Raw genomic sequence first — 23,265 nt, forward strand, 5'->3', positions numbered from 1 at the left:
CGCCCGGGTCAGGGGCGTTCTGAATTCTTCTTGCGCATGGCGCGGCCTTCGTCGCCCGGCGCTCCGTCACGTAATCCCATGCACCGAGGCCATCTCAAATGACCCATCCGAACCGCGTCCGCTTGTCCAAGCTCACGCTTGGCCTGCTTGCCGCTCTCGCTACCGCGCCCGTGTTCGCGCAGGCCACCTCCGCCGGTGTCGGCGGCATGGTGACGCGCACCGACGGCCAGCCCGTCGCGGGCGCCGAAGTCACGATCACCCACGTCGAGTCGGGCACGGTCAGCCGTGCGACCACCGACGCGAACGGTCGTTACAACGCGCGCGGCCTGCGTGTCGGTGGTCCGTACAGCGTCACCATCACCAAGTCGGGTGAGGGCACCAAGACCGAGGACGACGTCTACCTCGATCTGAACAAGATCAACACCGTCAACGCCGCCCTGACCGGCGACCTGACCACGCTGGACACCGTCACCGCGGTCGCCGTGGGTGGCTCGGATGTGTTCAGCGCGACCAAGATGGGCGCCGGCACGAGCATCAGCCGCCAGGCCATCGAAGCGCTGCCGTCGGTCAACGGCAACATCCAGGACTACATGCGCCTTGATCCGCGCCTGTCGTTCACCGACCGTGCCTCGGGCTCGATGTCGGCCGGCGGCATGAACCCGCGCTTCAACAAGATCAACATCGACGGCGTCTCGGCCAGCGATACCTTCGGTCTGGAAGGCAACAACATGCCGACCCAGCGCCAGCCGGTGTCGATGGAAGCCATCGAGGCCATCGACGTCAACATCGCCAACTACGACGTGACGTTCTCCGGCGCGGCCGGCGCCAACGTCAACGCCGTCACCAAGTCGGGCACCAACGAGTTCCACGGCTCCGTGTACGGCAGCTACCGCGACGGTGACTGGTTCGGCGACTACCCGGCCCGCGTGGCGGGCAGCCTGCTCGACGTCACCGGCCTGCCGTTCGACGAATTCTCCGAAGAGTCGACGTGGGGCATGACCGTCGGCGGTCCGGTGATCAAGGACAAGCTGTTCTTCTTCGCTAACTACGAGAAGTTCAAGCAGACCGACATCGGTCCGGCCGGCAAGAGCCAGGGCACCAACCCGCTGGCCGTGGGCGCCGACTTCACCGCCGCCGACGTCCAGACGGTGCAGGACATCGCCCGCGACATCTGGGGCTTCGATGCAGGCGCCACCACCGGCAGCGGCGACACCGAGCTGGAAGAGTACGCGCTGAAGCTCGACTGGAACATCAACGATGCGCACCGCGCCAGCCTGCGCTACAGCAAGCTCGAGCAGAACCGCATCCGTCCGGAAGCCTCCAGCGCCAGCGTGCTGGCCCTGAGCTCCAACTGGTTCAACCACGTCAAGACCGTCGAAAGCTACGTCGGCCAGGTCTTCAGCGACTGGACCGACACGTTCTCGACCGAGTTCAAGGCCTCGTACCGCGACTACTCGGCGATCCGCGTCGCGCCGACCAACGCGCCGACCATCTCGATCTTCTTCGACGACAACAACCCGGGCACCGCCATCAACACCGGCGACTCGATCCGCCTGGGCACCGAGCGCAGCACGCCGGGCAACACGCTGCTGACCGAGACTTGGAACTACTTCGCCGCCGGTACCTGGTCGCTGGGCGACCACGATCTCAAGTTCGGCGCCGAGTACAGCGAGAACGAGGTCTACAACTTCTTCCTGCAGGACTCGTGGGGCAACTACAACTTCTACGGCATCGACGCGTTCCGCCGTGGCGAGTACTACGACTACGACCTGCAGACCAACCCGACCAATCCGGACGCCATCGCCGCGCGTTACACGGACAAGCGTCTGGGCCTGTTCGTGCAGGACACATGGTACGCCTCGCAGAACCTGACCCTGACCTTCGGCGTGCGTGCCGATCGTCCGGAGGCGACGCCGCCGCCGCCGTTCAACGCCTGCTTCGCTTCGGCGCGCGTGGCCAACGGCACCGGCCCGGCCGGTTGCACGAACGGTGGTTTCGGTCTGGACAACACCAATACCTACGCCGACGACTACCTGGTGCAGCCGCGCTTCGGCTTCAACTACACCTTCGACTGGGAACGTCCGGCGCAGCTGCGTGGTGGCGTGGGCCTGTTCCAGGGTGATGCGCCGAACGTGTGGGTGGGCAACTCGTACAGCAGCACCGGCATGAACTACATCGCCTTCGGTACGCCCAACAGCACCTCGCCGGGCGGTAGCAACATCGCCTGCGTCTGGGTGCCGGTGGCCAGCGAGCCGCACGGCGGTCATTGCGCCAACGGCCTGAACTTCTCGCCCGATGGTTTCAACCAGCCGATCCCGGCGGGCGGCGCGGGCATCCGCAACGTCAACCTGATCGCCGACGACTTCGAGCTGCCGTCGGTGTGGAAGGCCAACCTGGCGATGGACGTCGAGACGCCGTGGTACGGCATCGTCGCGTCGGCCGAATTGATCCTGACCGACGTCAAGAACGGCCTGTTCTATAACAGCCTCAACGTCGGCCCTGGCTTCCTCGGCCCCGATGGTCGCGTGCTGTACTGGAACCGTGCGCGTCCGGACTACGTCGTGCCGTCGGGCACAGCCGCGGCCAACCAGCCGCAGTCGCGCTTCGGCAACAACAGCTTCTTCGGTGACGTCTACGAGCTGGACAACACCAACAAGGGCAAGGGCCAGCAGTTCACCGTCTCGCTGACGAGGCCGTTCACCGACGGCAGCGACTGGTCGTGGAGCCTGGCGTACACCTACACCAACGCCGAGGAAGTGTCCGCGCTCACCAGCTCGACGGCGGGTTCGGGTTACGGCTCGCAGCTGGGCTTCAACATCAACGAGCCGACCAGCTCGACCGCGCGCTACGAGATCCGCGACCGCATCACCGGTGCGTTGAACTGGGACCACAAGTTCTTCGGCGACTACACCACGCACGTCGGCCTGTTCTACGAAGGCCGCAGCGGTCGTCCGTTCAGCTACATCTTCACAGGCGACGCGAACGGCGACGCTCGTACGTTCAACGACCTGTTCTACGTGCCGGCGGGCCCGGGCGACGTGCTGTTCGGTTCGATCGGTGGCACGCAGGCTGCGCCGACGTTCACCGCCGATCCGAACATGGAAGCAGCGTTCTGGTCGTGGCTGTCGACCCAGGACGGCCTGGCCGCCTACAAGGGCCAGTTCGCTCCGGAGAACGAGTTCCGCGCCGATTGGGTCAACACGTTCGACGTGCGTATCAGCCAGGAACTGCCGGGCTTCTTCGAAGGCCACAAGTCGCAGATCTGGCTGGACATCCAGAACGTCGGCAACCTGCTGAACAAGGATTGGGGCCACGTCGTCGACTACGGCTTCAACGCCAACAACGCCGTCGCGACGCTGCAGGGCATCTACAACGGCAAGTACGTGTACGGCTACCGCGGCAACGGCCCGGACAATCGTCCGGAGTTCGGCCAGGTCACCGCACTGGGCCTGCCGACCAACTCGGACGGCCAGACCAACGGCATCTCGCAGTGGTCGATCTCGGTGGGTCTGCGTTACGAGTTCTGATCCATCCAGACTCGAGCTTCAGCGAAAACGGCCGGGGAAACCCGGCCGTTTTCTTTTTGTGGGGCAGGGGGCTAGAGTCGCATTGCCAAACAACGAAGAAGACGAAAAGAGAGCTTGATGAGCACCATCGAAACCACCCTTCCCACCGTCAACGCCCGGATCTACCCCAAGGGCGGGCTGGACGTGCTGTCGCGCGACGAGGTCGCGCGCCTGCGCGATGTCTCCACCGGCATGCACGACCTGCTGCGCCGCTGCGCGCTCGCCGTGCTGACCAGCGGCAGCGCATCCGACGACCCGCGCGCTGCGCGCGAGCTGTATCCCGAATTCGACATCGAGGTGCACCAGCAGGATCGCGGCATGCGCATCGACCTGCACAACGCGCCGGCGATGGCATTCGTCGACGGCGAGATCATCCGCGGCGTCGCCGAACTGCTGTTCGCGGTCGTGCGCGACCTCGCCTACACCGTGATGGATCTCGGCGCCGACAGCGGCCGCGACCTGCAGAGCACCGACGGCATCACCGACGCGGTGTTCGGCCTGCTGCGCAACGCGCGCATCCTGCATCCGGCCGAACCGAACCTGGTCGTGTGCTGGGGTGGCCATTCGATCTCGCGCGACGAATACGTCTACACCAAGCAGGTCGGGTACGAACTGGGCCTGCGCGGCCTCGACATCTGCACCGGCTGCGGCCCGGGCGCGATGAAGGGCCCGATGAAGGGTGCAACGATCGCGCATGCCAAGCAGCGCCGCTTCAAGACGCGCTACATAGGCATCACCGAGCCGGGCATCATCGCGGCCGAGTCGCCGAATCCGATCGTGAACCACCTGGTGATCATGCCGGACATCGAGAAGCGCCTCGAAGCCTTCGTGCGCCTGGGCCACGGCATCATCGTGTTCCCCGGCGGCGTCGGCACGGCGGAGGAGATCCTCTACCTGCTCGGCATCCTGCTGCGCGAGGAGAACGCGCACCTGCCGTTCCCGTTGATCTTCACCGGACCGACCGCGGCCGCGCCGTACTTCGAGCAGATCGACAAGTTCATCCGCCTGACCCTCGGCGACGAGGCGACCTCGCGTTACCAGATCGTCATCGGCGATCCGGACGAAGTCGCCAAGCGCATGTCCACGGGCATCCGCAAGGTGCGCGAACACCGCATCGCGCAGAAGGATTCGTTCTTCTTCAACTGGGCGGTGGACATCCCGCTGGAATTCCAGCGTCCGTTCGTGCCGACCCACGAAGCGATGGCCGCGCTCGACCTGCACCACGGCCGCAAGCCGCACGAGCTGGCGGCGGACCTGCGCCGCGCGTTCTCCGGCATCGTCGCCGGCAACGTGAAGGAAGACGGAATGCGCCGCATCGAACAGTTCGGGCCGTTCGAGATCCACGGCGATGCCGACATGATGCAGTCGCTCGACGCATTGCTGCGTGCGTTCGTCGAACAGCGGCGCATGAAGATCGCCGGCGAATACCGCCCCTGCTACCGCGTGGTGGCGTAAGCCGGACGCGCCTTCCTCCCGCGCGGGAGGAAGGCGTCAGTTCTCGCCGATGGGCAGGCGCACCGTCGCGATGAAGCGCTTGCCTTCCTGTTGCGTGAGCACGCTGCCGCGTCCGCCGGTCAGCGCCTCGATCCGCACCTGCGAGGCATTCAGTCCGACCTGATGGCCCGGGCGGTTCTCGCCGCCCGACGGCAGCGGATTGATGATCCGCACGACGACGGTGTCCGGTGTGGTGGTGACCGCGATCTCGATGTCGCCGCCTTCCGGTCGGCGTTCGATGCCGTGTCGGATCGCGTTCTCGACCAGCGGTTGGATCGACAGCGCGGGAACGGTGACGTCGGGCAGTTCGCGCGGCAGTTTCCAGTCGATGCGCAGCCGCTCGCCGAAACGTAGCGATTCGATTTCGAGGTAGCGGCGGGCGAGGGCGAGTTCGTCTTCCAGCGAGATGTCGCGCGGACCGGCCAGCGCGGCGCGGAACAGGTCCGCCAGGTCGAGCAGCAGCCGTTCCACTTCTTCCGGCTGGCGATGCACTAGGGCCGCGCCGGTGTTGAGTGTGTTGAACAGGAAATGCGGACGGATGCGCGCCTGCAGCGCCTGCAGTTCCGATTGCTTGGCGCGCACCGCATGCAGGCGCCCGCGCCAGTGGTTCTCGAACGCGGCCAGGCCGAGCAGGCCCACCGCCAGCACGATGCCGGTGAGCTGCAGGATCAGCCGCGGCCATCCCTCGCTCGCCAGCGGCCAGCCGTCGCCGAACATCATCCAGCCCATGCCCGAGACCAGCCAGGTGTTGAGCAGCATCAGGCCCAGCGCCACCCACGCCAGCCGCTGCGGACGCAGGTGCGCGAGCGCGCGCCGCAGCAGGTACAGCACGCCCAGCGACAGCATCGACACCCACTGGATCACCAGCGAGGCGAGGCCGAAGTAGACCATCCGCGTGCCGCTCGCACCGGGCGCGAGCGCGAGCACGACCGCCAGGCATTCGCCGGCCAGGATCACCCATACGATCGTGGGGGCCTGCCAGAGCGTGTCGAGGGGCTGGGGAGCGTCGGTCGCACGACGATTGGCGCGACGGGTGGAAGGAGTCGTCATGTGGCTAATGATGCCTGTCCCAGAACGCGGGGGCAGGGGACCGTTCATTCCGCGATCCCGCCCGACCATCGGTACCCGGTGGCGCGTACCGGGGGGAGTCCCTACCGTATCCGTGGGGACACTCTGGGGTCAGGACGCATGCAGCGCCTGCAAGGCAAGAACACGGCCGCCATCGGCGGCTTCACATTGATCGAACTGATGGTCGCGCTGGCCGTGATGGCGGTGATCCTGACGCTGGCCGTGCCCAGCTTCACGAGCATGATCGCCCGCAATCGCCTGGCGGCGGCCAGCAATGAACTGGTCGCGGGCCTGCAGATCGCCCGCACCGAGTCGGTGCGCCGCAACGCCCGGGTCCTGCTGTGCCCGAGCACCGACGACGCCACCTGCACCGGCGACGACTGGTCGCACGTGATCGTCTTCCACGACGCGAACAGCGACAGCGACGCCACGGCCGGCGAAGAGATCATCCGCAGCATCCAGATCACCAACGGCCTGACGGTCAACCCGAGCGCCAACGTCGCGACCAACCAGCGCATCGGCTTCGGCGCCGACGGTTTCGCCCGCGTGGGCGATGCCGGTGCCCGCGAAGGCGCGATCTCGGTCTGCTCGACCAAGGTCGCCGAGGCGGAGAACACGCGCGACGTGAGGCTCGGGGTCAGCCGCATCAACGTCGAGCGCCGCGACGGCACCGCCGACTGCACCGCCCTGGCGAACTGAAATGAGGACGTCCATGCAATCGCATCGCAAGCCGCGGCCGCCGGGCCGCCGACGCCAGAAGGGCTCGAGCCTGCTCGAAGTGCTCATCGCCGTGCTGGTGATGGCCATCGGCATGCTCGGCATCGCCGCCCTCCAAGCGGTAACGCTGAAGAACAGCAACAGCAGCGCCGGCCGTTCGCAGGCGGTCATCCACATCTACAGCGCGTTCGACACGCTGCGCCTGAACCGCGCCGTCGCGCTGGCGGGCGGCTACAACGTGCCGGACTTCGTGTGCGAGACCAAGGAAGCCGAGGACGGCGACGACACCGACTACACCGTGTTCAACGGCTGGCTGGCTGGCGTGCAGGCGGACCTGGGTCCGGCCAGCTGCGGCCGCATCAACTGTGCGGACGAGGTGTGCACGATCGGCGTGCAGTGGGACGACTCCCGCGCGGTCGGCGGCGGCGCCGAGGAATCTTTCAACATGCAAAGCAGGCTGTGACATGACGACCCTCCAACGCCACAAGGCCGTCCGGGCCGTCGCCAGTCCCCGCCACGCACGCGGTTTCTCGCTGATCGAGCTGATGATCTCGCTGCTGCTTGGCATGTTGGTCGTGGCCGCGGCGGGCGGACTGTTCCTGTCCAACCAGCGTATCTACGCCTCGACCGAAACCCTCAACCGCATCCAGGAAAACAGCCGCGTCTCGTTCGAGATCATGAGCCGCGACCTGCGCGAGGCCGGCGGCATCCCGTGCGGAAACAGCGCGGTGATCGTCAACCTGCTCAGCAGTCGCAGCAGCGACTGGTGGACCTCGTTCGACCGCGGCATGCGCGGGTACATGGGCGACGAGGAAGCGGCCGGCACCGACAACGGCGCCGCTGCGGCCGAGCGCGTGGACGGCACCGACGCCATCGACATCCACCTGGCCAACGAGAACGAGGCGGCCGTCTCGCAACAGCTGCTGCCGGCCTCCGATATCACGATGGCCAGCACGGCGGGCTTCGCGGCGAACGACATCGTCGTCGCCTGCAACACCTCGCGTGCCTATGTCTTCCAGATCAGCGGCATCTCCGGCAACGATCTGGCGCACGCCACCGGCGGCACGGCCCCGGGCAACTGCGTTGCCTGGCTGGTGCCGGAAGAGCCGGCCGCCTGTGGCGGCACGCCGACCACCGGTTCGTGCCTGCTGGTGCCCACCGGCACCGCGCCCGACGTGAAGTGCGTGCCGTCCAGCGACGCGCCGGCGATCGTCGCGCGCGTGTCGACCATGCGCTGGTACATCGGCAACAACGGCCGCGGCGGACGCTCGCTGTACCGATCGCGCCTGACCAACACCACGGCGGCCGGCGCACCCACCGCGACGGAGACCGTCGAAGTGGCCGAAGGCGTCAGCGGCATGCAGCTGCTCTACCGCGCCAACGGCGGCGCGGCCTTCGTCGAAGCCGATGCCGTGGCCGACTGGCGGACCATCAATGCCGTGCAGGTGACGCTGACCATCGAAGGCAGCGAAGGCGCGTTGCGCGGACAGAACATCGAGGGCACAGACGGCAACGTGCTGTCGCGTCGCCTGACCCACGTCGTCGCCGTGCGCAACCGGGAGGGCGTGCTGTGAGGAATCCTCCGAAGATCCGTATCCAGCCCAGGCTTCCCGCGCAGCAGCGCGGCGCCGCCCTCGTCGTCGTGCTGATGCTGCTGCTGATCGTGACCCTGCTCGGCCTGGCGTCGATGCGCGGCGCGATCCTGCAGGAACGCATGGCCGCCAACACCGTGACTCGTGCGCAGGCCTTCCAGGTCGCCGAAGCGGTCCTGCGCGAAGCCGAACGCTTCGCCGCCGGCAAGCCGGCGCTTCCCGACGAAGGCTGCGAGAACGGCGCCTGCGCCCGCACGGTCGCTGGCGAAGAGCCGGCCTGGGCCGCGGACGATTTCTGGGACGAGGCCGGTGGCTATCAGCTGACGGAAGAGGAGCTCGACGGCATCCGCGGCCAGTTCGTGGTCGAGGACTTCGGTCGTGGCGTCTCCTCCTCGTGCACCAACACGCTCGACATGTCCGCGGACGAGTGCGTCTCGCAGGCGCAGGTCTACCGCATCACCGTGCACAGCCAGGCCGCCAACGGCGCCGAAGTGCTGCTGCAGTCCCTGTACGAAGTGCAATGAGGAATGCGCCGATGACGAACCGCAAGCCCAACACGCCTCGGATCGCCCCGCTGCATTCGGCGCTCCTGGCCTGCATGGCGACGTGCCTGGCCCTGCCGGTGAACGCCGCCACCAGCTTCCCCAACTTTCCGCTGCAGACGGGCGTGGGCTCGCTGCCGCCGAACATCATGTTCATCCTGGACGACTCGGGCTCGATGGCATGGGACTTCATGCCGGGCGCCGTCGCCAACGACGCGAACACGATCAACGGCAAGACCAGCCCGACCGCGATCGGCCTGAAGACCTACAAGCACAACACGCTCTACTTCGACCCGTCCAAGGACTACAAGCCGTGGATGAAGGCCGACGGCACGCGCTTCACCACGGGCACGACGATGGACAGCGTCTACACCAACGACGCGACGCTGACGGGCCTGGACGATATCCGCTGGCAGGTCAACGAGTACTACCTGCCCAAGGCGAGTGCCACCGACTTCACCAACTCGGCGAACTTCGATCGTTACTCGATCATCATGCACAACGGTGCGTTGAAGGTGATCCAGGGCGGCGTGACCAACCTGCGCACGGACAACAACCAGGACCTCAACGACAACAGCAGCCGCGACTACGCCATCACGGTGCCGACCGGGGCGATCCGCCTGGACGTGCGCACGAAGGACGGCGACGGTAACGTCACGCTGACCCTGATCAGGAATGGCACCACCGTCTGCACGAGCGCGAACGACGGGAACTTCGAATCGTGCGTCCTGAACGACCCCGCCACGGGCGCCTACACGATCCGGCTTTCCTCGCCCCGCCGCGACAACGTCGATAACGTCGACCTGGTGGCGGAGTACTTCTCCGGCACGGCGATGGATGCGACCGCGGCGGCGACGATCATCACCAAGTACGCCACCTGGTACTCGTACTACCGCACACGCTCCAAGGCTGCCAAGGCCGGTGCGAGCCAGGCGTTCGGCGAGCTCGGCACGAACTTCCGCGTCGGCTTCGACTCGATCTGGAATCGTGACGGCAGTACCGCGGTCGCAGGCGACCTGCCCGCATACAAGATCCCGGTGGGCAATGATGAGGGCCTGTTCCGCGATACCAACAAGACCAACTGGTTCGACTACCTGCAACGGGCCAACGCCAACAGCGGCACGCCGCTGCATGGCGCGCTCAAGCGCGCGGGCGACTACTTCGAGATGCAGACCGGTACGGATGGCCCGTGGGGTCCGGAAGCCACGGCGAACCAGCTCAGCTGCCGCCAGAACTTCGCGATCCTGACCACCGACGGCTACTGGAACGACAGCGACGGCGGCTTCGGCGATGCGCCGGGCACGGCGGTGATCGGCAACTCGGACAACACGGCGGGCGTGAAGATCGATCCGGCCAATACGTCCCAGAAGAGCTATACCTACGCGGCGACGGCCCGCTTCAAGGACAGTGCCGCCGACACGCTCGCCGACGTCGCGATGCACTACTGGAAGCGCGACCTGCGTACCGACCTGGCCAACAACGTGCCGTCGACGGCGCAGAACGACGCGTTCTGGCAGCACATGTCGACGTTCGGCATCTCCATCGGCCTGCAGGGCACGCTGCAATTGTCGGACGTCCCGGCGATCGAGGCCGGCACCAAGGCCTGGCCGAACCCGTGGAAGACGGCCACCAATACCAACAACTCCTGGAGCAACGAGTCGAACCGCCGCATCGACGACCTGATGCACGCCGCGATCAACGGCCACGGCAGCTTCGTCGCGGCGACCGATCCGGACGCGTTCGCCAAGGCGCTCAAGGACACGCTGTCGGCCATCCAGGTCCGCACGGCCTCGGGCTCCAACGTCTCGACCAACGGCTCGACGCTGCAGAGCGATTCCAAGCTGTTCCAGGCCATCTACACCTCGGGCAACTGGACCGGCGACGTGCGGGCCTTCAGTCTGGTCGGCGGCCTGCAGACCACGCCGCTGTGGAGCGTGGCATCGGTAGCGGCCGCCAACCTGGGGTCGTTCCGCACGCGCGGCGTCTACACGTGGGGCGGCACGGCGGGTGCGGCCTTCCCGACCACGGCGCAGACGACGGCGCTGGAGCGCACGGGCGGCACCGCCGCAGTGACCGGCGCCAACAACGCGACCTACATCAAGGGCGGCGCAGGCGCCGCCAACCTGCGCAAGCGCGACTCGGTGATCGGCGATATCGTCAACTCGTCGCCGTTCTTCGTGAAGGGCACCGACACGCTGTTCATCGGCGCGAATGACGGCATGCTCCATGCCATCAACACCAGCGACGGCTCGGTGCGCTTCTCGTACGTCCCCTCTGGCCTGAATTTCACCAGCCTGGCCAGCCTGAGCGACCCGGACTACCAGCACCGTTTCTTCGTTGACGGCGGCATCGACGTCACCACCCTCACGCAGGGCAAGGACAAGAACATCCTCGTCGGCTCGCTGGGTCGTGGCGGCAAGGGCGTGTTCGCGCTCGACGTGACCGCGCCGGCTTCGTTCGGCGCCACCAAGGTGCTGTGGGACAAGACGTTCAGCAGCTCCGCCGCGACCGTCGCCGACGCCGACATGGGCCATGTGCTGGGCGCACCGCTGGTGCGTCTGGGCAACAACGGCAAGACCGTGGCCTTCGTCGGCAATGGCATCGACAGCGACAACGGCAGCTCGGTGCTCTACGGCTACGTGATGGGCACCAGCGGCGCGCTGGAAAGCACGATCAAGATCGTCGCCAGCGCGACCGGCGGTGGCCTGGCGGAACCGCGCGCTGCGGACATCGACAACGATGGCGACGCGGACTACATCTACGCCGGCGATCTCACCGGCAACCTGTGGAAGTTCGACGTGCGCAGCCCCACTGCGTCGAACTGGGCGGTCGCCAACAGCGGCTCGCCGATGTTCGTCGCCACCGACCCGGACGGCGCGACCCAGCCGATCACCGCGTCCGTCGCGCTCGCGCGCGATCCGCAGACGACGCAGATCTTCGTCGCCTTCGGTACGGGCAAGTACATCACCAACGGCGACGTCACCGACACCGTCCAGCAGGTGCAGACGATCTACTCGCTGATCGACTCCAACGACACGATCGACGGCCGCGACGATCTGGAAGAGCGCTCCATCCCCTACGTCGGCACCGACGCCAAGGGCAATACGGCGCGATCCTGGGAGAAGTACTCGCCGCTGCCGGCGGGCGTGGACGGCTGGTTCATCGACCTGGGCGTGCCGCTGCCCGCCGCCAAGGGCGAACGTGTCGTCACGGCGCCGTTCGTGAAGGGTCGCGCGCTGTGGTTCTCCAGCATCATCCCGTCGCCGGGCGAGGATTGCGACGCGACCGGCCGGGGCTACATCAACGCCATCGACATGTTCACCGGCACCAACCCGCAGTCCAACGGCACGACGACGGGCTACATCGACGTCGGCGCGGACGACAGCCTGCAGAATCCGACCCAGCCCGATCCGAACAATCCGAACACCGGCGACGATTCGCAGATCGTCGGCTCGGTGGACCTCGGCATCGGCATGCCGGGCCAGGGCGACGTCGTCGGCGAGAACGTCTACGCCTGCGGTTCGGAAGCGGAGTGTGGCGGCATCAAGATGCCCCCGCCGGAAGGCGAGCAGAAGCGCCTGAACTGGCGCGAGCTGTTCAAACAGGATTGAGGACGAAAGACATGCAGATTGCGAAGATCCGTGGCTTCACGCTGATCGAACTGATGACCGTGGTCGGCATCATCGGCATCCTGGCGGCGATCGCCTATCCGAGCTACCAGAACCACATCATGAAGACCCGACGCGCGGCCGCTGCGGCCTGCGCGCTCGAGGTGTCGCAGTTCATGGAGCGCTATTACACGACCCACCTGAGCTACGTGGACGACGACGGTGCCGCGCCCGGCGTGCCGGACCTGCAGTGCCGAGCCGATCTCGAGGACTTCTACACCATCGACATCAGCGACGACGCGGACGCGACGAGCTTCTCGGTCACCGCGGCGCCGGAGGGCCAGCAGGCCTCGCGCGACACCAAGTGCGCCACGCTGTCGATCGACCAGACCGGCAAGAAGGCCGTCAGCAACAGCGGTACCGAAGTCAAGGATTGCTGGTGACGGATCGGATCGTTCCGATGTGATCGTCGGAGCGATCTTCGGAAACGGAAAGGCCGCGAGCGATCGCGGCCTTTTTGTTCTCCGGTTTGTAACGACGTATCGCGTACACGGCTCATCGCACGTGTCGTGCAGGTCTTGGATGGGCCAGATTGCGTCGTGATCAGGCAGGCGCTGAAGGTTGGCTCGCCGCCGCGATCCTGGTGGTCAGCGGGCCGACCCGGCCGAAGCCGGTGCGGTGGGCATCGTCGCGACATACGGCGCCTGCAGCAGGCGATTGAGATCGGCAGCGATGTCCTCCAGGTCCTCTTCGGAGTAGCCCCTGCGAACCGTGTCGACGCGCCCGTCCTTGCCGATCATCAGCATGTGCGGAATCGACTGGACCCCGTAGGCTTCGCCTATCCGACCGCTGGTGTCGCGGGTGAGGGTCAGCGTCAGGTCCTTGAGCCTGTGCTTGACGACGCGATACGTATCGCGGTCTTCCTTCCAGTTGACAGCGATCACTTCGATCCGCTCCTTGCCCACGAGGTTCTGGATGTTCTCCAGGATCGGCAACTCCTTGAGGCAATAGGGACACCAGGTCGCCCAGAAGGTCACGATCACGACCTTGCCGCGATGGTTTTCGAGCGAAATCGGATCGCCCGATTCGTCCTTGCCGAAGATGTCCGGCGGCATGTCGCCGCTGCTGACCTTCGGCGCTCCAGCGTGCGCCGCGAACGCCATCACGCATGCCAGCAGCATGCCGGCACTCCATCGCTTGATCATGCCTGCTCCCCTGGTCGCTCCAGCGACACCGTCCCCGAGAGAGCGATTATGCGAGTTGGCGATCCATTGTTCCGACTGGAGGCGGCAAGTTACTTTACGTGTCCTGGAACGGCCGCTTTCGACCCCGAAGCGGATACTCGTAGAGGGCGGTGTCGGATGGACCCATTTGGCCCGAAGCGCATCGAGCACATTGGGATGACAGGATTCTGGGTGCCTCGTCCTGGTAAAGCTGCCGCGCATGTGGTTCAGGGCGGGACTGTTCGGTTAAGGCAGTCAATCCAACGACGCTTGTTCACCACACTCCGGAAGCACCGATGAAAGCCTGGCTCCTGCTGCTGCTCGTCATCATCTGCCCGGCACGCGCCGGCACCATCGTCACCGAAGTGCCCGAGTCGCCTGACGCAGCCAGGATCCATCTCATTTACCTGCACGGACGGATCATCGAGAACGCCGGGCCGCGGCCGACCGATGTGCGTTACGGGTTGTACGACTATCCCGCCATCCTCGACGCGCTGTCGTCGCGCGGCGCGGTCGTCATCTCGGCGCAACGGCCGCACGCCACGGATGTGAATCGATATGCCGGCGTCGTCGTCTCGCAGATCGAAACGCTGATCGAACGCGGTGTGCCGCCTGAAAAAATTGTGGTCGTCGGCTTCTCGAAGGGCGGTGCGATCGCAGCACGTGTATCGAGCTTCCTGAGACGGCCCGCCGTCCGCTTCGTCCTGCTTGCCACCTGCCCGCGTGAGTCCGCGCCATCGTCGCTGCGGTTCACGGGGCAGGTGCTGTCGATCTTCGAAACCAGCGACACGCTGGGAGGAAGCTGCCGGCCGATCGCGGAGCAAGCGGAGCGGCCCGCATCATTCAAGGAAACCGCGCTCTCCACCGGCAAGATGCACGGCGCGTTCTACCTGCCGCTTCCCGCATGGCTCGACCCGGTGCTGGACTGGGTGCATGGCGGTGGGCCAACCATCTAGAGTCGGCGAGCGACCGTTCTGGCCGATCGAAGTGATTCGCGCACGCTTCTTCGAATTTCACGCGTACAAAAGAAAAGGGCTGCGATTTCTCGCAGCCCTTTCGAATTTTGGCGCCCGAAGTTGGACTCGAACCAACGACCCCCTGATTAACAGTCAAGTGCTCTAACCGGCTGAGCTATTCGGGCGGGGACCGGCATTGTAATGCCTCCGTCGGCAGGGTCAAGCGCAGGGTGTGCTTCAGGGCGTGTACGGGCAGGCAAGCGGCTTCGCGGGGCGTTGCGAGCGGACGCGGCCGGCGTTGTTGACCACGACGTCCCCGACCTTCTGTAGCGGAGTGCGGGTGCAGATTCGCAGGGTGAAGTTCGTCCCGTAGCTGAATCCGTCCGGGCGGAAGCGGACATAGTGCCGGCCCACGGTGCTGCGCACCGCGAGGCCGCCGAGCGAGGGCGAGATCCGCTGGAGGATGTCGTCCCCCGTCGCCGGTACGCCCTTGCTTTTGCGATCCAGGAAGACGATCCAGCCGCTCTCCCAGACCAGGTCGCGGCGGCAGTTTTCGCCGTCTACGCTGGGGCAGACGGTGGTCGGGATGTGGTGGCTGATCGCATGGATGCGCGCCATCGCCATCGCGGTGGTGAGGCCGTGGAAGGCCGTCGCGGTGCGCGCCGACGCCAGCAGCCGGCTGAACGCGGGCACGGCCACGAGGGCGAGCACGGCGACGACGGCGAGGACGACCGCCAGCTCGACGAGGGTGAAGCCGAGTGCGTTCCGTCGCATCGATCCGCGTCCAGGGAAGGTGCGGTGAGTCTTCGACAGCGAAGGCAAACGGCCCATCGGTCCGCGGGCAGGGTGGGGGTAGGGAAACGCCGGCCGCGCCCCCATCCCTGTGGGCAACTACACTGAAGGTTTATTCCCACTCGGGAGCTTGCCGATGAACGACAGCCGTCACCCCGCAGGATTCCAGCTCGTCGCGCCGTACTCGCCCGCGGGCGACCAGCCGGCGGCGATCGCGCGCCTGGTGGACGGCTTCGAGAACGGGCTGGCGGCGCAGACCGTGCTCGGCGTGACCGGATCGGGCAAGACGTTCACCGTCGCCAACGTCGTGCAGCAGGTGCAGAAGCCGACCATCGTGATGGCGCCGAACAAGACCCTGGCCGCGCAGCTTTACGGCGAGTTCAAGGCATTCTTCCCGAACAACGCCGTCGAGTACTTCGTCAGCTACTACGACTACTACCAGCCCGAAGCGTACGTCCCGTCCTCCGATACCTACATCGAGAAGGACAGCTCGGTGAACGAGCACATCGAGCAGATGCGCCTGTCGGCGACCAAGGCGCTGCTGGAGCGTCGCGACGCGCTGATCGTGTGCACAGTCTCGGCGATCTACGGCCTGGGCGATCCGAACGAATACTTCCGCATGGTCCTGCACATGGTGCGCGGCGAGCGCATCGACCAGCGCGAACTGATCCGCCGCCTCACCGAAATGCAGTACACGCGCAACGACACCGAGCTGCGCCGCGCGACCTACCGCGTGCGCGGCGAAGTGGTGGACGTGCATCCGGCGGAAAGCGACGCGGAAGCGCTGCGCATCGAACTGTTCGATGGCGAGATCGAGAAGTTGACGCTGTTCGACCCGCTCACCGGCGAGAGCCTGCGCCAGGTGCAGCGCTATACGATCTATCCGGGTTCGCATTACGTCACCACGCGCCGCACGGTGCTGGACGCGATCGAAACCATCAAGGAAGAACTGCGCGAACGGCTCGAGCAGCTGTACGCGCAGAACAAGCTGGTCGAAGCGCAGCGCCTCGCACAGCGCACCCAGTTCGACCTGGAAATGCTCGCCGAGGTCGGCTACTGCAACGGCATCGAGAACTACAGCCGCCATCTCACCGGCCATATGCCCGGCGAGCCGCCGCCGTGCCTGTTCGACTATCTGCCGCCGGACGCGTTGCTGGTGGTCGACGAATCGCACGTGACCGTCCCGCAGATCGGCGCGATGTACAAGGGCGATCGTTCGCGCAAGGAAACGCTGGTGGAGTTCGGCTTCCGCATGCCGTCCGCGCTGGACAACCGTCCGCTGCGTTTCGAGGAATGGGAAGGCCGTTCGCCGCGCGCGATCTTCGTTTCCGCCACGCCCGGCCCCTACGAGCTGCGCAAGTCCGAGGATCAGATCGTCGAACTGGTGGTGCGTCCGACCGGCCTGATCGATCCGGAAGTGGAGATCCGCCCGGTCGCGACGCAGGTCGACGACGTGCTCGGCGAGATCCGCGAGCGTGTCGCGATGGGCGACCGCGTGCTGATCACCACGCTGACCAAGCGCATGTCCGAGAACCTGACCGAATACCTCGGTGAACACGGCGTACGCGTGCGTTACCTGCACTCGGACATCGAAACGGTGGAGCGTGTGGAGATCATCCGCGACCTGCGCCTGGGCAAGTTCGACGTGCTGGTCGGCATCAACCTGCTGCGCGAAGGCCTGGACATGCCGGAAGTGTCGCTGGTGGCGATCCTCGACGCGGACAAGGAAGGTTTCCTGCGTTCCAGCGGCTCGCTGATCCAGACCATCGGCCGCGCCGCGCGCAACGTCCGAGGCAAGGCGATCCTGTACGCGGACCGGATCACGAAATCGATGCAGCACGCGATCGACGAAACCGACCGCCGCCGGCAGCGGCAGGTCGAACACAACACCGAGCACGGCATCATCCCGCGCTCGGTGGCCAAGCCGATCGTGGACATCATGGAAGGCGCGCGCGCCGAGCCCGGCGATACCGCCAAGGGGCGTGGCAAGGCGAAGAAGGTGGCGGAGAGCCTGTCCGAGTACGCCAAGCTCAGCCCGTCCCAGTTCGCGGCGCGGATCAAGGCGCTGGAACAACAGATGTACGAGCACGCCCGCAACCTCGAATTCGAGGAGGCCGCGGCGGTGCGCGACCAGCTGCGACAGCTCAAGGATGCGGGCTTCGCCGCGTGAATCGCGCCTCGCGCTGGTTTCGGCCGGCGGGAAGTGTTGCCGCCGGCGTGCCGACGGGCTACACTGCGCGCCCCTCGTCGAGCGGTTTGCGACGAGGCCTGTTCAAGAGCAGGGGGCGGTTAGCTCAGCGGTAGAGCACTACCTTGACATGGTAGGGGTCACAGGTTCGAACCCTGTACCGCCCACCACTTTTAAGTGGTTGATGACGGCGCGGCCTTCGGGTCTGCGCCGTTTTCATTTGCGCGGAGTGCCGGACAAGTCCCGGGCGAAGCCGCTGCGCCCCCGAGGTTGCCTGTCTGGCTGAAACCGGCTGCGGGCATTGTGGCCGGGATGCCGGTTCACACCCACATAACCCGGGCGGGCTGAGTATCCGCTGCGTTCCGCAGTCAGTCCCTTCCGGCGACACAGGGGCACTACATGAACTCCCTCCTCCGATCCGTGGCCCTTGCTGCGACGTTAGCGCTGCTGTCTGGCGGCTGCGGCGAGAAGAAGAACGACGACCCGTCCGCTGCAGCCAAGCCGGACGACACCGGAGGTTCCGCCAAGGGGGATCTCGGTCCACCCCAGGGGGCCGACGTCAATGCGGTGCTGACGAGCCCGCCGATGGTTCCGCCGGCCACGGGACGCAAGGCGCCTGCGCGCGTCATCGTGCAGCTCGACGTGGTCGAGAAGGACATGCCGATTTCCGAAGGCGTCACTTACACCTTCTGGACCTTCGGCGGCACCGTGCCGGGAAGCTTCATCCGCGTGCGCCAGGGCGACACCGTCGTCTTCCACCTGCGCAACATGCCCGACAGCAAGATGCCTCACAACATCGACCTGCACGGCGTCACCGGTCCGGGTGGCGGCGCCGCGTCGAGCTTCACCGCGCCAGGCCATGTATCGCGCTTCACCTTCAAGGCGCTCAATGCCGGTCTGTACGTCTACCACTGCGCGACCGCGCCGGTGGGAATGCACGTCGCCAACGGCATGTACGGCCTGATCCTCGTCGAACCTCCGGAAGGTCTCCCGCCGGTCGACAAGGAGTACTACGTGATGCAGGGCGATTTCTACACGACCGGGAAGTACCGTGAGAAAGGCCATCAACCTTTCGACATGGAGAAGGCCATCGACGAGCATCCCACCTACGTCCTGTTCAACGGAACGGAAGGTGCATTGACCGGCGAGAAGGCATTGCCGGCGAAGGTGGGCGAGACCGTGCGGCTGTACGTCGGTAACGGCGGTCCCAATCTGGTGTCGAGCTTCCACGTGATCGGCGAGATCTTCGACAAGGTCTGGTTCGAAGGCGGAAGCCGATTCCAGGAGAACGTGCAGACGACGCTGATTCCCGCGGGCGGCGCCGCGATCATGGATTTCCGGCTCGAAGTCCCGGGAAGCTACGTCCTGGTCGATCACTCGATCTTCCGCGCCTTCAACAAGGGCGCGATGGCGATCCTCAAGGCCGACGGACCGGAGAACAAGGCCATCTACTCCGGCAAGGAAGTCGATGCGATGTACATCGGCAACCGTGCGCAGCCGAGCCTGCGCGCCGTGGAGGACGCGGCGGCATCGGCCCAGACGGGCGATCTGTCGCTCGAGCAGCAGGTCGCAGCGGGCAAGGAGCTGTTCGCGGGCACGTGCTCCACTTGCCACCAGCCTGAAGGGCAGGGACTGGAAGGCGTCTTCCCGCCGTTGGCGAAGTCGGACTTCATCGCCGCCAATCCCAAGCGCGTGGCCGAAATCATCGTGCACGGCCTGGTCGGACCGGTGAAGGTCAACGGCAAGGACTACAACTCCAACATGCCGCCGATGAGCCAGCTCACCGACGACGAAGTCGCCAACATTTCCACCTACGTGCTCAACAGCTGGGGCAATCCCGGCGGGCGCGTGACCAAGGCCGAGGCGGCGGACATCCGGAAGGCGCAGTCGAGCACCGCCTCCGCCGGGCACTGAGCCATGCGTCGAAGCGTCGCCCTGGCGGTCTTGCTGCTTTGTGCCGGCGGACTGCTCGCGGCGGCGGACGTCGACTACGCGCACCTGTCCGGCGGATCGTTCCAGTCGGTGCTCAAGTACGAAGACGTCAAGAACGGGACGCGCGTGGCGCCCTACGACCTCATGCGCCGTCCGGTAACGAACGGCGAATACCTGGACTTCGTGCGCAAGCATCCGCAGTGGCAGCGCGACGGCGTCCCGCGCGTGTTCGCCGAAGCGCGCTACCTGCAGCACTGGCAGGGGCCGACGACACTGGGGCCGAATGCGCTGCCCGGCCAACCGGTGACCTGGGTGAGCTGGTTCGCGGCCAGTGCGTACTGCAAGGCGCAGAACGCGCGCCTGCCGACCTGGACGGAGTGGGAATACGCTTCCGCCGCCGACGAAACACGGCGCGACGCGCGCAAGGATCCGGCGTGGCGCGAACGCATACTCGCCTGGTATTCGCGGCCGTCGAACAAGGCGCTGCCGCGCGCGGGACTGCAGGCTCCCAATGCATGGGGCGTGCAGGACCTGCACGGTCTGGTGTGGGAATGGACGGAGGATTACTCCGCGCTGCTGGTGTCGGATGACAACCGCAACCAGGGCGATCCGGACAAGCTGAAATTCTGCGGCGCCGGCGCGCTGTCGATGCGCGACGTCGAAAACTACGCGGTGCTGATGCGCGTGGCGATGCTGTCCTCGCTCGATGGTGCCGACGCTACGGCCAATCTCGGGTTCCGCTGTGCGAGGGATGCAAGATGAAACGACTTTCGACAATGGCATCCGCGTTCGCGCTATTAGCCGCACTGGCGAGCGCAGACGCCTTCGCCGCATCGTCGTCGAACACGACGTTGCCTGCCGATTCGGTATACCAGCTGACGTTGCCGCTGACGGACCAGGCGGGACGGGTCAGCGACTGGCGCACGCGGCGCGGCAAGCCGCAGCTGGTTTCGATGTTCTATACGTCATGCCAGTACGTGTGTCCGCTGATCGTGGACTCAGGCAAGGCGATCGAATCGCAGCTGACACCTTCGCAACGCAATCGCCTCGGTATCCTGCTGGTGAGCATGGATCCGGCGCGCGATACGCCGACCGCACTCGCGTCCGTCGTCGCCAAGCGCAAGCTGGACACGTCGCACTGGACGCTCGCATCGCCGCCTGCCGGTTCGGTGCGTGAAGTCGCGGGACTCCTCGGCATCCGCTTCAGGCCGCTCGCCGACGGCGAGTTCAACCACACGAGCGCGTTGATCCTCCTCGATCCGGAGGGGCGCGTCCTCGCGCGCACGGAACAGATCGGCACGCGTCCCGATCCGGAATTCCTGTCCGCCGTGCGCAAGGCCGCCGGCCCCTGAACGAGCAAGGTCCTTCACGTCCACAATGTCGTCCAGCCTTGCGGGATCGCCTCAAAAGCGTTGACTTGGCCGCGCCCAGCCCCAAGACTTCACCCTGAGCCCCGGCGACCGCCGGTGGCGGATACTCGAGGTGGCCCGCGGGAAACCGCCAGCCGAGCGTGCGACATGAGCACTACCACGTCCCATCGCTGATCGCCGACGACGCCCCTCATCAGACGGCGCCGCGGCGCCGTTTTCGTTTCCGGACCCCGCGTCCGCCCGCATCCACTTCGCCAGCCGCGCACTGCGCGCCCGCATCCCATGATCGCAATCACGCTCCCCGACGGCAGCCGCCGCGAATTCGAACAACCCGTTTCCGTGGCCGACGTGGCCGCCTCCATCGGCGCCGGCCTGGCCAAGGCCGCGCTCGCCGGCAAGGTCGATGGCAAGCTCGTCGACACGGGCTTCCGCATCGACCACGACGCGTCGCTCGAAATCGTCACCGACAAGCATCCCGATGCACTCGAGGTGCTTCGCCATTCCACCGCGCACCTGCTGGCGCAGGCCGTGCAGCGCCTGTATCCGGGTGCGCAGGTCACCATCGGCCCGGTCATCGACAACGGCTTCTATTACGACTTCGCCTACGAGCGCCCGTTCACGCCGGAAGACCTGCCGGCGATCGAGGCCGAGATGCAGAAGATCGTGAAGGATGCGCTGCCGGTCGCGCGCAGCGTGAAGTCGCGCGACGACGCGGTGGCTTACTTCCGTGGCCTGGGTGAGGCGTACAAGGCCGAGATCATCGAATCGATCCCGTCCGGTGAGGAGCTCTCGCTCTACAGCCAGGGCGAGTTCACCGACCTGTGCCGCGGTCCGCACGTGCCGTCCACGGACAAGCTGCGCGCGTTCAAGCTGATGAAGGTCGCCGGCGCATATTGGCGCGGCGATTCCAACAACCAGATGCTCAGCCGTATCTACGGCACGGCGTGGCTCAACGACAAGGACCTCAAGGCCTACCTGACGCAGCTCGAGGAAGCTGAGAAGCGCGACCATCGCAAGATCGCCAAGGCGCAGGACCTGTTCCACCTGCAGGAAGAAGGTCCGGGCCTGATCTTCTGGCATCCGAAGGGCTGGTCGATCTGGCAGGTCGTCGAGCAGTACATGCGTCGGGTCTATCGCGAAACGGGCTACGGCGAAGTGCGTTGCCCGCAGATCCTCGACGTGTCGCTGTGGCAGAAGTCCGGCCACTGGGACAACTACAAGGACAACATGTTCTTCACCGAGTCCGAGAAACGGACCTACGCGCTGAAGCCCATGAACTGCCCGGGCCACGTGCAGGTGTTCAACCAGGGCCTGCACAGCTACCGCGACCTGCCGATCCGCTACGGCGAGTTCGGCGCCTGCCACCGCAACGAGCCCTCCGGCGCGCTGCACGGCATCCTGCGCGTGCGCGGCTTCACCCAGGACGACGGCCACATCTTCTGCACCGAGGACCAGATCGAGTCCGAGGTCCGCGCTTTCCACGAGCAGGCACTGAAGGTCTACGGCGACTTCGGCTTCAGCGACATCCAGATCAAGATCGCCCTGCGTCCGGATTCGCGCCTGGGCGACGACGCCACCTGGGACAAGGCCGAGGACGCGCTGCGTTCGGCCCTGCGCGCCGCGGGCGTGGAGTGGCAGGAGTTGCCGGGCGAGGGCGCGTTCTATGGCCCGAAGATCGAGTACCACCTGCAGGACGCCATCGGCCGCACCTGGCAGCTGGGCACGATGCAGGTCGACTTCATGATGCCGGGCCGCCTCGGCGCCGAGTATGTCGACGAGCACAGCCAGCGCCGTCATCCGGTGATGCTGCACCGGGCCATCGTCGGCTCGATGGAGCGCTTCATCGGCATCCTGATCGAGCACCACGCCGGCCAGTTCCCGGCTTGGCTGGCGCCGATCCAGGCGGTGGCCATGAACATCACCGACGCCCAGGCCGATTACGTGGACGAAGTCCGGAAATCCCTTGCAAATCAAGGCTTCCGGGTCCATTCCGATTTGCGCAACGAAAAGATCGGCTATAAGATTCGCGAGCACACGCTGCAGCGCGTGCCCTACCTGCTGGTGGTCGGCGACCGCGAAAAGGAAAACGGCATGGTCGCCGTCCGTACCCGCGGAGGAGAGGATCTGGGGACGATGTCCGTCGCCGATTTCGCCTCGCGTTTGCGCAGTGAGGGCGTACAGTAACGCCTGCAGACTGATCAGACTCCGGCTGCCCCT

At 66.0% G+C, this 23,265-nt stretch carries 17 protein-coding genes and 2 tRNA genes; 15 read left to right on the forward strand and 4 right to left on the reverse strand.

Annotation, left to right across the window (positions count from 1 at the left end; translation table 11 throughout):
• Window positions 1-98: 98 nt before the first annotated feature.
• Together FOF45_RS11535 and ppnN are read left to right on the forward strand one after the other, a co-directional pair.
• On the forward strand, window positions 99-3,527 hold the full coding sequence (locus FOF45_RS11535; protein ID WP_158985012.1) for a TonB-dependent receptor: 3,429 nt from the start codon (window positions 99-101) through the stop codon (window positions 3,525-3,527).
• 117 nt (window positions 3,528-3,644) lie between these two features.
• On the forward strand, window positions 3,645-5,021 hold the full coding sequence (ppnN, locus tag FOF45_RS11540) for a nucleotide 5'-monophosphate nucleosidase PpnN (protein WP_158985014.1): 1,377 nt from the start codon (window positions 3,645-3,647) through the stop codon (window positions 5,019-5,021).
• A gap of 36 nt (window positions 5,022-5,057) precedes the next feature.
• Here the strand turns inward: ppnN and FOF45_RS11545 are convergent, their stop codons facing one another.
• A complete protein-coding gene (locus FOF45_RS11545) occupies window positions 5,058-6,110 on the reverse strand; it encodes a sensor histidine kinase (RefSeq protein ID WP_158985016.1) in 1,053 nt (350 codons plus the stop codon).
• 138 nt (window positions 6,111-6,248) lie between these two features.
• On the opposite strand from FOF45_RS11545, the gene FOF45_RS11550 reads away from it, so the two are divergent.
• The 6 genes from FOF45_RS11550 to FOF45_RS11575 are packed head-to-tail and all read left to right on the forward strand — an operon-like array spanning window position 6,249 to window position 13,030.
• A complete protein-coding gene (locus FOF45_RS11550; protein WP_158987461.1) occupies window positions 6,249-6,827 on the forward strand; it encodes a GspH/FimT family pseudopilin in 579 nt (192 codons plus the stop codon).
• 13 nt (window positions 6,828-6,840) lie between these two features.
• The gene (pilV, locus tag FOF45_RS11555; protein ID WP_158985018.1) at window positions 6,841-7,308 is read left to right on the forward strand and encodes a type IV pilus modification protein PilV; all 468 of its coding nucleotides are present in this window, start codon (window positions 6,841-6,843) and stop codon (window positions 7,306-7,308) included.
• 1 nt (window position 7,309) lies between these two features.
• Entirely contained in the window at window positions 7,310-8,419 is a 1,110-nt protein-coding gene (locus FOF45_RS11560; protein WP_158985020.1) for a PilW family protein, read from the forward strand.
• On the forward strand, window positions 8,416-8,961 hold the full coding sequence (locus FOF45_RS18160; protein WP_233264134.1) for a pilus assembly PilX family protein: 546 nt from the start codon (window positions 8,416-8,418) through the stop codon (window positions 8,959-8,961). Before FOF45_RS11560 ends, FOF45_RS18160 begins: the two co-directional genes overlap by 4 nt.
• A gap of 11 nt (window positions 8,962-8,972) precedes the next feature.
• Window positions 8,973-12,590 (forward strand): PilC/PilY family type IV pilus protein, encoded by a 3,618-nt coding sequence (locus tag FOF45_RS11570; RefSeq protein ID WP_158985022.1) that lies wholly within the window; start codon window positions 8,973-8,975, stop codon window positions 12,588-12,590.
• A gap of 11 nt (window positions 12,591-12,601) precedes the next feature.
• Window positions 12,602-13,030 carry a type IV pilin protein gene (locus FOF45_RS11575; protein ID WP_158985024.1) on the forward strand — a complete coding sequence of 143 codons (429 nt, stop codon included), beginning with the start codon at window positions 12,602-12,604 and terminating at the stop codon, window positions 13,028-13,030.
• A gap of 204 nt (window positions 13,031-13,234) precedes the next feature.
• Here FOF45_RS11575 and FOF45_RS11580 read toward each other — a convergent pair whose 3' ends face one another.
• Window positions 13,235-13,792 carry a TlpA family protein disulfide reductase gene (locus FOF45_RS11580; RefSeq protein ID WP_158985026.1) on the reverse strand — a complete coding sequence of 186 codons (558 nt, stop codon included), beginning with the start codon at window positions 13,790-13,792 and terminating at the stop codon, window positions 13,235-13,237.
• Window positions 13,793-14,106: 314 nt separating this feature from the next.
• Here FOF45_RS11580 and FOF45_RS11585 point away from each other — a divergent pair, with 314 nt between their 5' ends.
• Window positions 14,107-14,766 (forward strand): alpha/beta hydrolase, encoded by a 660-nt coding sequence (locus tag FOF45_RS11585; protein WP_233264135.1) that lies wholly within the window; start codon window positions 14,107-14,109, stop codon window positions 14,764-14,766.
• Between the two features lie 108 nt (window positions 14,767-14,874).
• On the opposite strand, the gene FOF45_RS11590 is transcribed toward FOF45_RS11585, so the two are convergent.
• Both FOF45_RS11590 and FOF45_RS11595 read right to left on the reverse strand, forming a co-directional pair.
• Window positions 14,875-14,951: transfer RNA gene (locus FOF45_RS11590), tRNA-Asn, on the reverse strand.
• A gap of 52 nt (window positions 14,952-15,003) precedes the next feature.
• Window positions 15,004-15,540 carry a GspH/FimT family protein gene (locus tag FOF45_RS11595; RefSeq protein WP_158987465.1) on the reverse strand — a complete coding sequence of 179 codons (537 nt, stop codon included), beginning with the start codon at window positions 15,538-15,540 and terminating at the stop codon, window positions 15,004-15,006.
• 154 nt (window positions 15,541-15,694) lie between these two features.
• On the opposite strand from FOF45_RS11595, the gene uvrB reads away from it, so the two are divergent.
• From uvrB to thrS, 6 genes are all read left to right on the forward strand, one after another.
• Complete coding sequence (gene uvrB, locus FOF45_RS11600; protein WP_158985028.1) at window positions 15,695-17,728, forward strand: excinuclease ABC subunit UvrB; 2,034 nt, start codon at window positions 15,695-15,697, stop codon at window positions 17,726-17,728.
• 113 nt (window positions 17,729-17,841) lie between these two features.
• Window positions 17,842-17,916: transfer RNA gene (locus FOF45_RS11605), tRNA-Val, on the forward strand.
• Window positions 17,917-18,145: 229 nt separating this feature from the next.
• The gene (gene nirK, locus FOF45_RS11610) at window positions 18,146-19,660 is read left to right on the forward strand and encodes a copper-containing nitrite reductase (protein ID WP_158985030.1); all 1,515 of its coding nucleotides are present in this window, start codon (window positions 18,146-18,148) and stop codon (window positions 19,658-19,660) included.
• 3 nt (window positions 19,661-19,663) lie between these two features.
• A complete protein-coding gene (locus tag FOF45_RS11615; RefSeq protein ID WP_158985032.1) occupies window positions 19,664-20,440 on the forward strand; it encodes a formylglycine-generating enzyme family protein in 777 nt (258 codons plus the stop codon).
• Between the two features lie 14 nt (window positions 20,441-20,454).
• Window positions 20,455-21,030, forward strand: coding sequence for an SCO family protein (locus tag FOF45_RS11620; protein ID WP_233264136.1), 576 nt, complete (start codon window positions 20,455-20,457; stop codon window positions 21,028-21,030).
• A gap of 300 nt (window positions 21,031-21,330) precedes the next feature.
• Window positions 21,331-23,232 carry a threonine--tRNA ligase gene (gene thrS, locus FOF45_RS11625; protein ID WP_158985036.1) on the forward strand — a complete coding sequence of 634 codons (1,902 nt, stop codon included), beginning with the start codon at window positions 21,331-21,333 and terminating at the stop codon, window positions 23,230-23,232.
• Window positions 23,233-23,265 lie beyond the last annotated feature (33 nt).

Source organism: Lysobacter panacisoli, from assembly GCF_009765165.1.
In the GTDB taxonomy this organism is placed as follows: domain Bacteria; phylum Pseudomonadota; class Gammaproteobacteria; order Xanthomonadales; family Xanthomonadaceae; genus Lysobacter_J; species Lysobacter_J panacisoli.

Excerpts from the sequence above, each read along its gene's own strand:
- FOF45_RS11535 (WP_158985012.1), top strand. The coding sequence starts at position 99 with ATGACCCATCCGAACCGCGTCCGCTTGTCCAAGCTCACGCTTGGCCTG.
- ppnN (WP_158985014.1), top strand. The coding sequence starts at position 3,645 with ATGAGCACCATCGAAACCACCCTTCCCACCGTCAACGCCCGGATCTAC.
- FOF45_RS11545 (WP_158985016.1), bottom strand. The coding sequence starts at position 6,110 with ATGACGACTCCTTCCACCCGTCGCGCCAATCGTCGTGCGACCGACGCT.
- FOF45_RS11550 (WP_158987461.1), top strand. The coding sequence starts at position 6,249 with ATGCAGCGCCTGCAAGGCAAGAACACGGCCGCCATCGGCGGCTTCACA.
- pilV (WP_158985018.1), top strand. The coding sequence starts at position 6,841 with ATGCAATCGCATCGCAAGCCGCGGCCGCCGGGCCGCCGACGCCAGAAG.
- FOF45_RS11560 (WP_158985020.1), top strand. The coding sequence starts at position 7,310 with ATGACGACCCTCCAACGCCACAAGGCCGTCCGGGCCGTCGCCAGTCCC.
- FOF45_RS11570 (WP_158985022.1), top strand. The coding sequence starts at position 8,973 with ATGACGAACCGCAAGCCCAACACGCCTCGGATCGCCCCGCTGCATTCG.
- FOF45_RS11575 (WP_158985024.1), top strand. The coding sequence starts at position 12,602 with ATGCAGATTGCGAAGATCCGTGGCTTCACGCTGATCGAACTGATGACC.
- FOF45_RS11580 (WP_158985026.1), bottom strand. The coding sequence starts at position 13,792 with ATGATCAAGCGATGGAGTGCCGGCATGCTGCTGGCATGCGTGATGGCG.
- FOF45_RS11585 (WP_233264135.1), top strand. The coding sequence starts at position 14,107 with ATGAAAGCCTGGCTCCTGCTGCTGCTCGTCATCATCTGCCCGGCACGC.
- FOF45_RS11595 (WP_158987465.1), bottom strand. The coding sequence starts at position 15,540 with ATGCGACGGAACGCACTCGGCTTCACCCTCGTCGAGCTGGCGGTCGTC.
- uvrB (WP_158985028.1), top strand. The coding sequence starts at position 15,695 with ATGAACGACAGCCGTCACCCCGCAGGATTCCAGCTCGTCGCGCCGTAC.
- nirK (WP_158985030.1), top strand. The coding sequence starts at position 18,146 with ATGAACTCCCTCCTCCGATCCGTGGCCCTTGCTGCGACGTTAGCGCTG.
- FOF45_RS11615 (WP_158985032.1), top strand. The coding sequence starts at position 19,664 with ATGCGTCGAAGCGTCGCCCTGGCGGTCTTGCTGCTTTGTGCCGGCGGA.
- FOF45_RS11620 (WP_233264136.1), top strand. The coding sequence starts at position 20,455 with ATGGCATCCGCGTTCGCGCTATTAGCCGCACTGGCGAGCGCAGACGCC.
- thrS (WP_158985036.1), top strand. The coding sequence starts at position 21,331 with ATGATCGCAATCACGCTCCCCGACGGCAGCCGCCGCGAATTCGAACAA.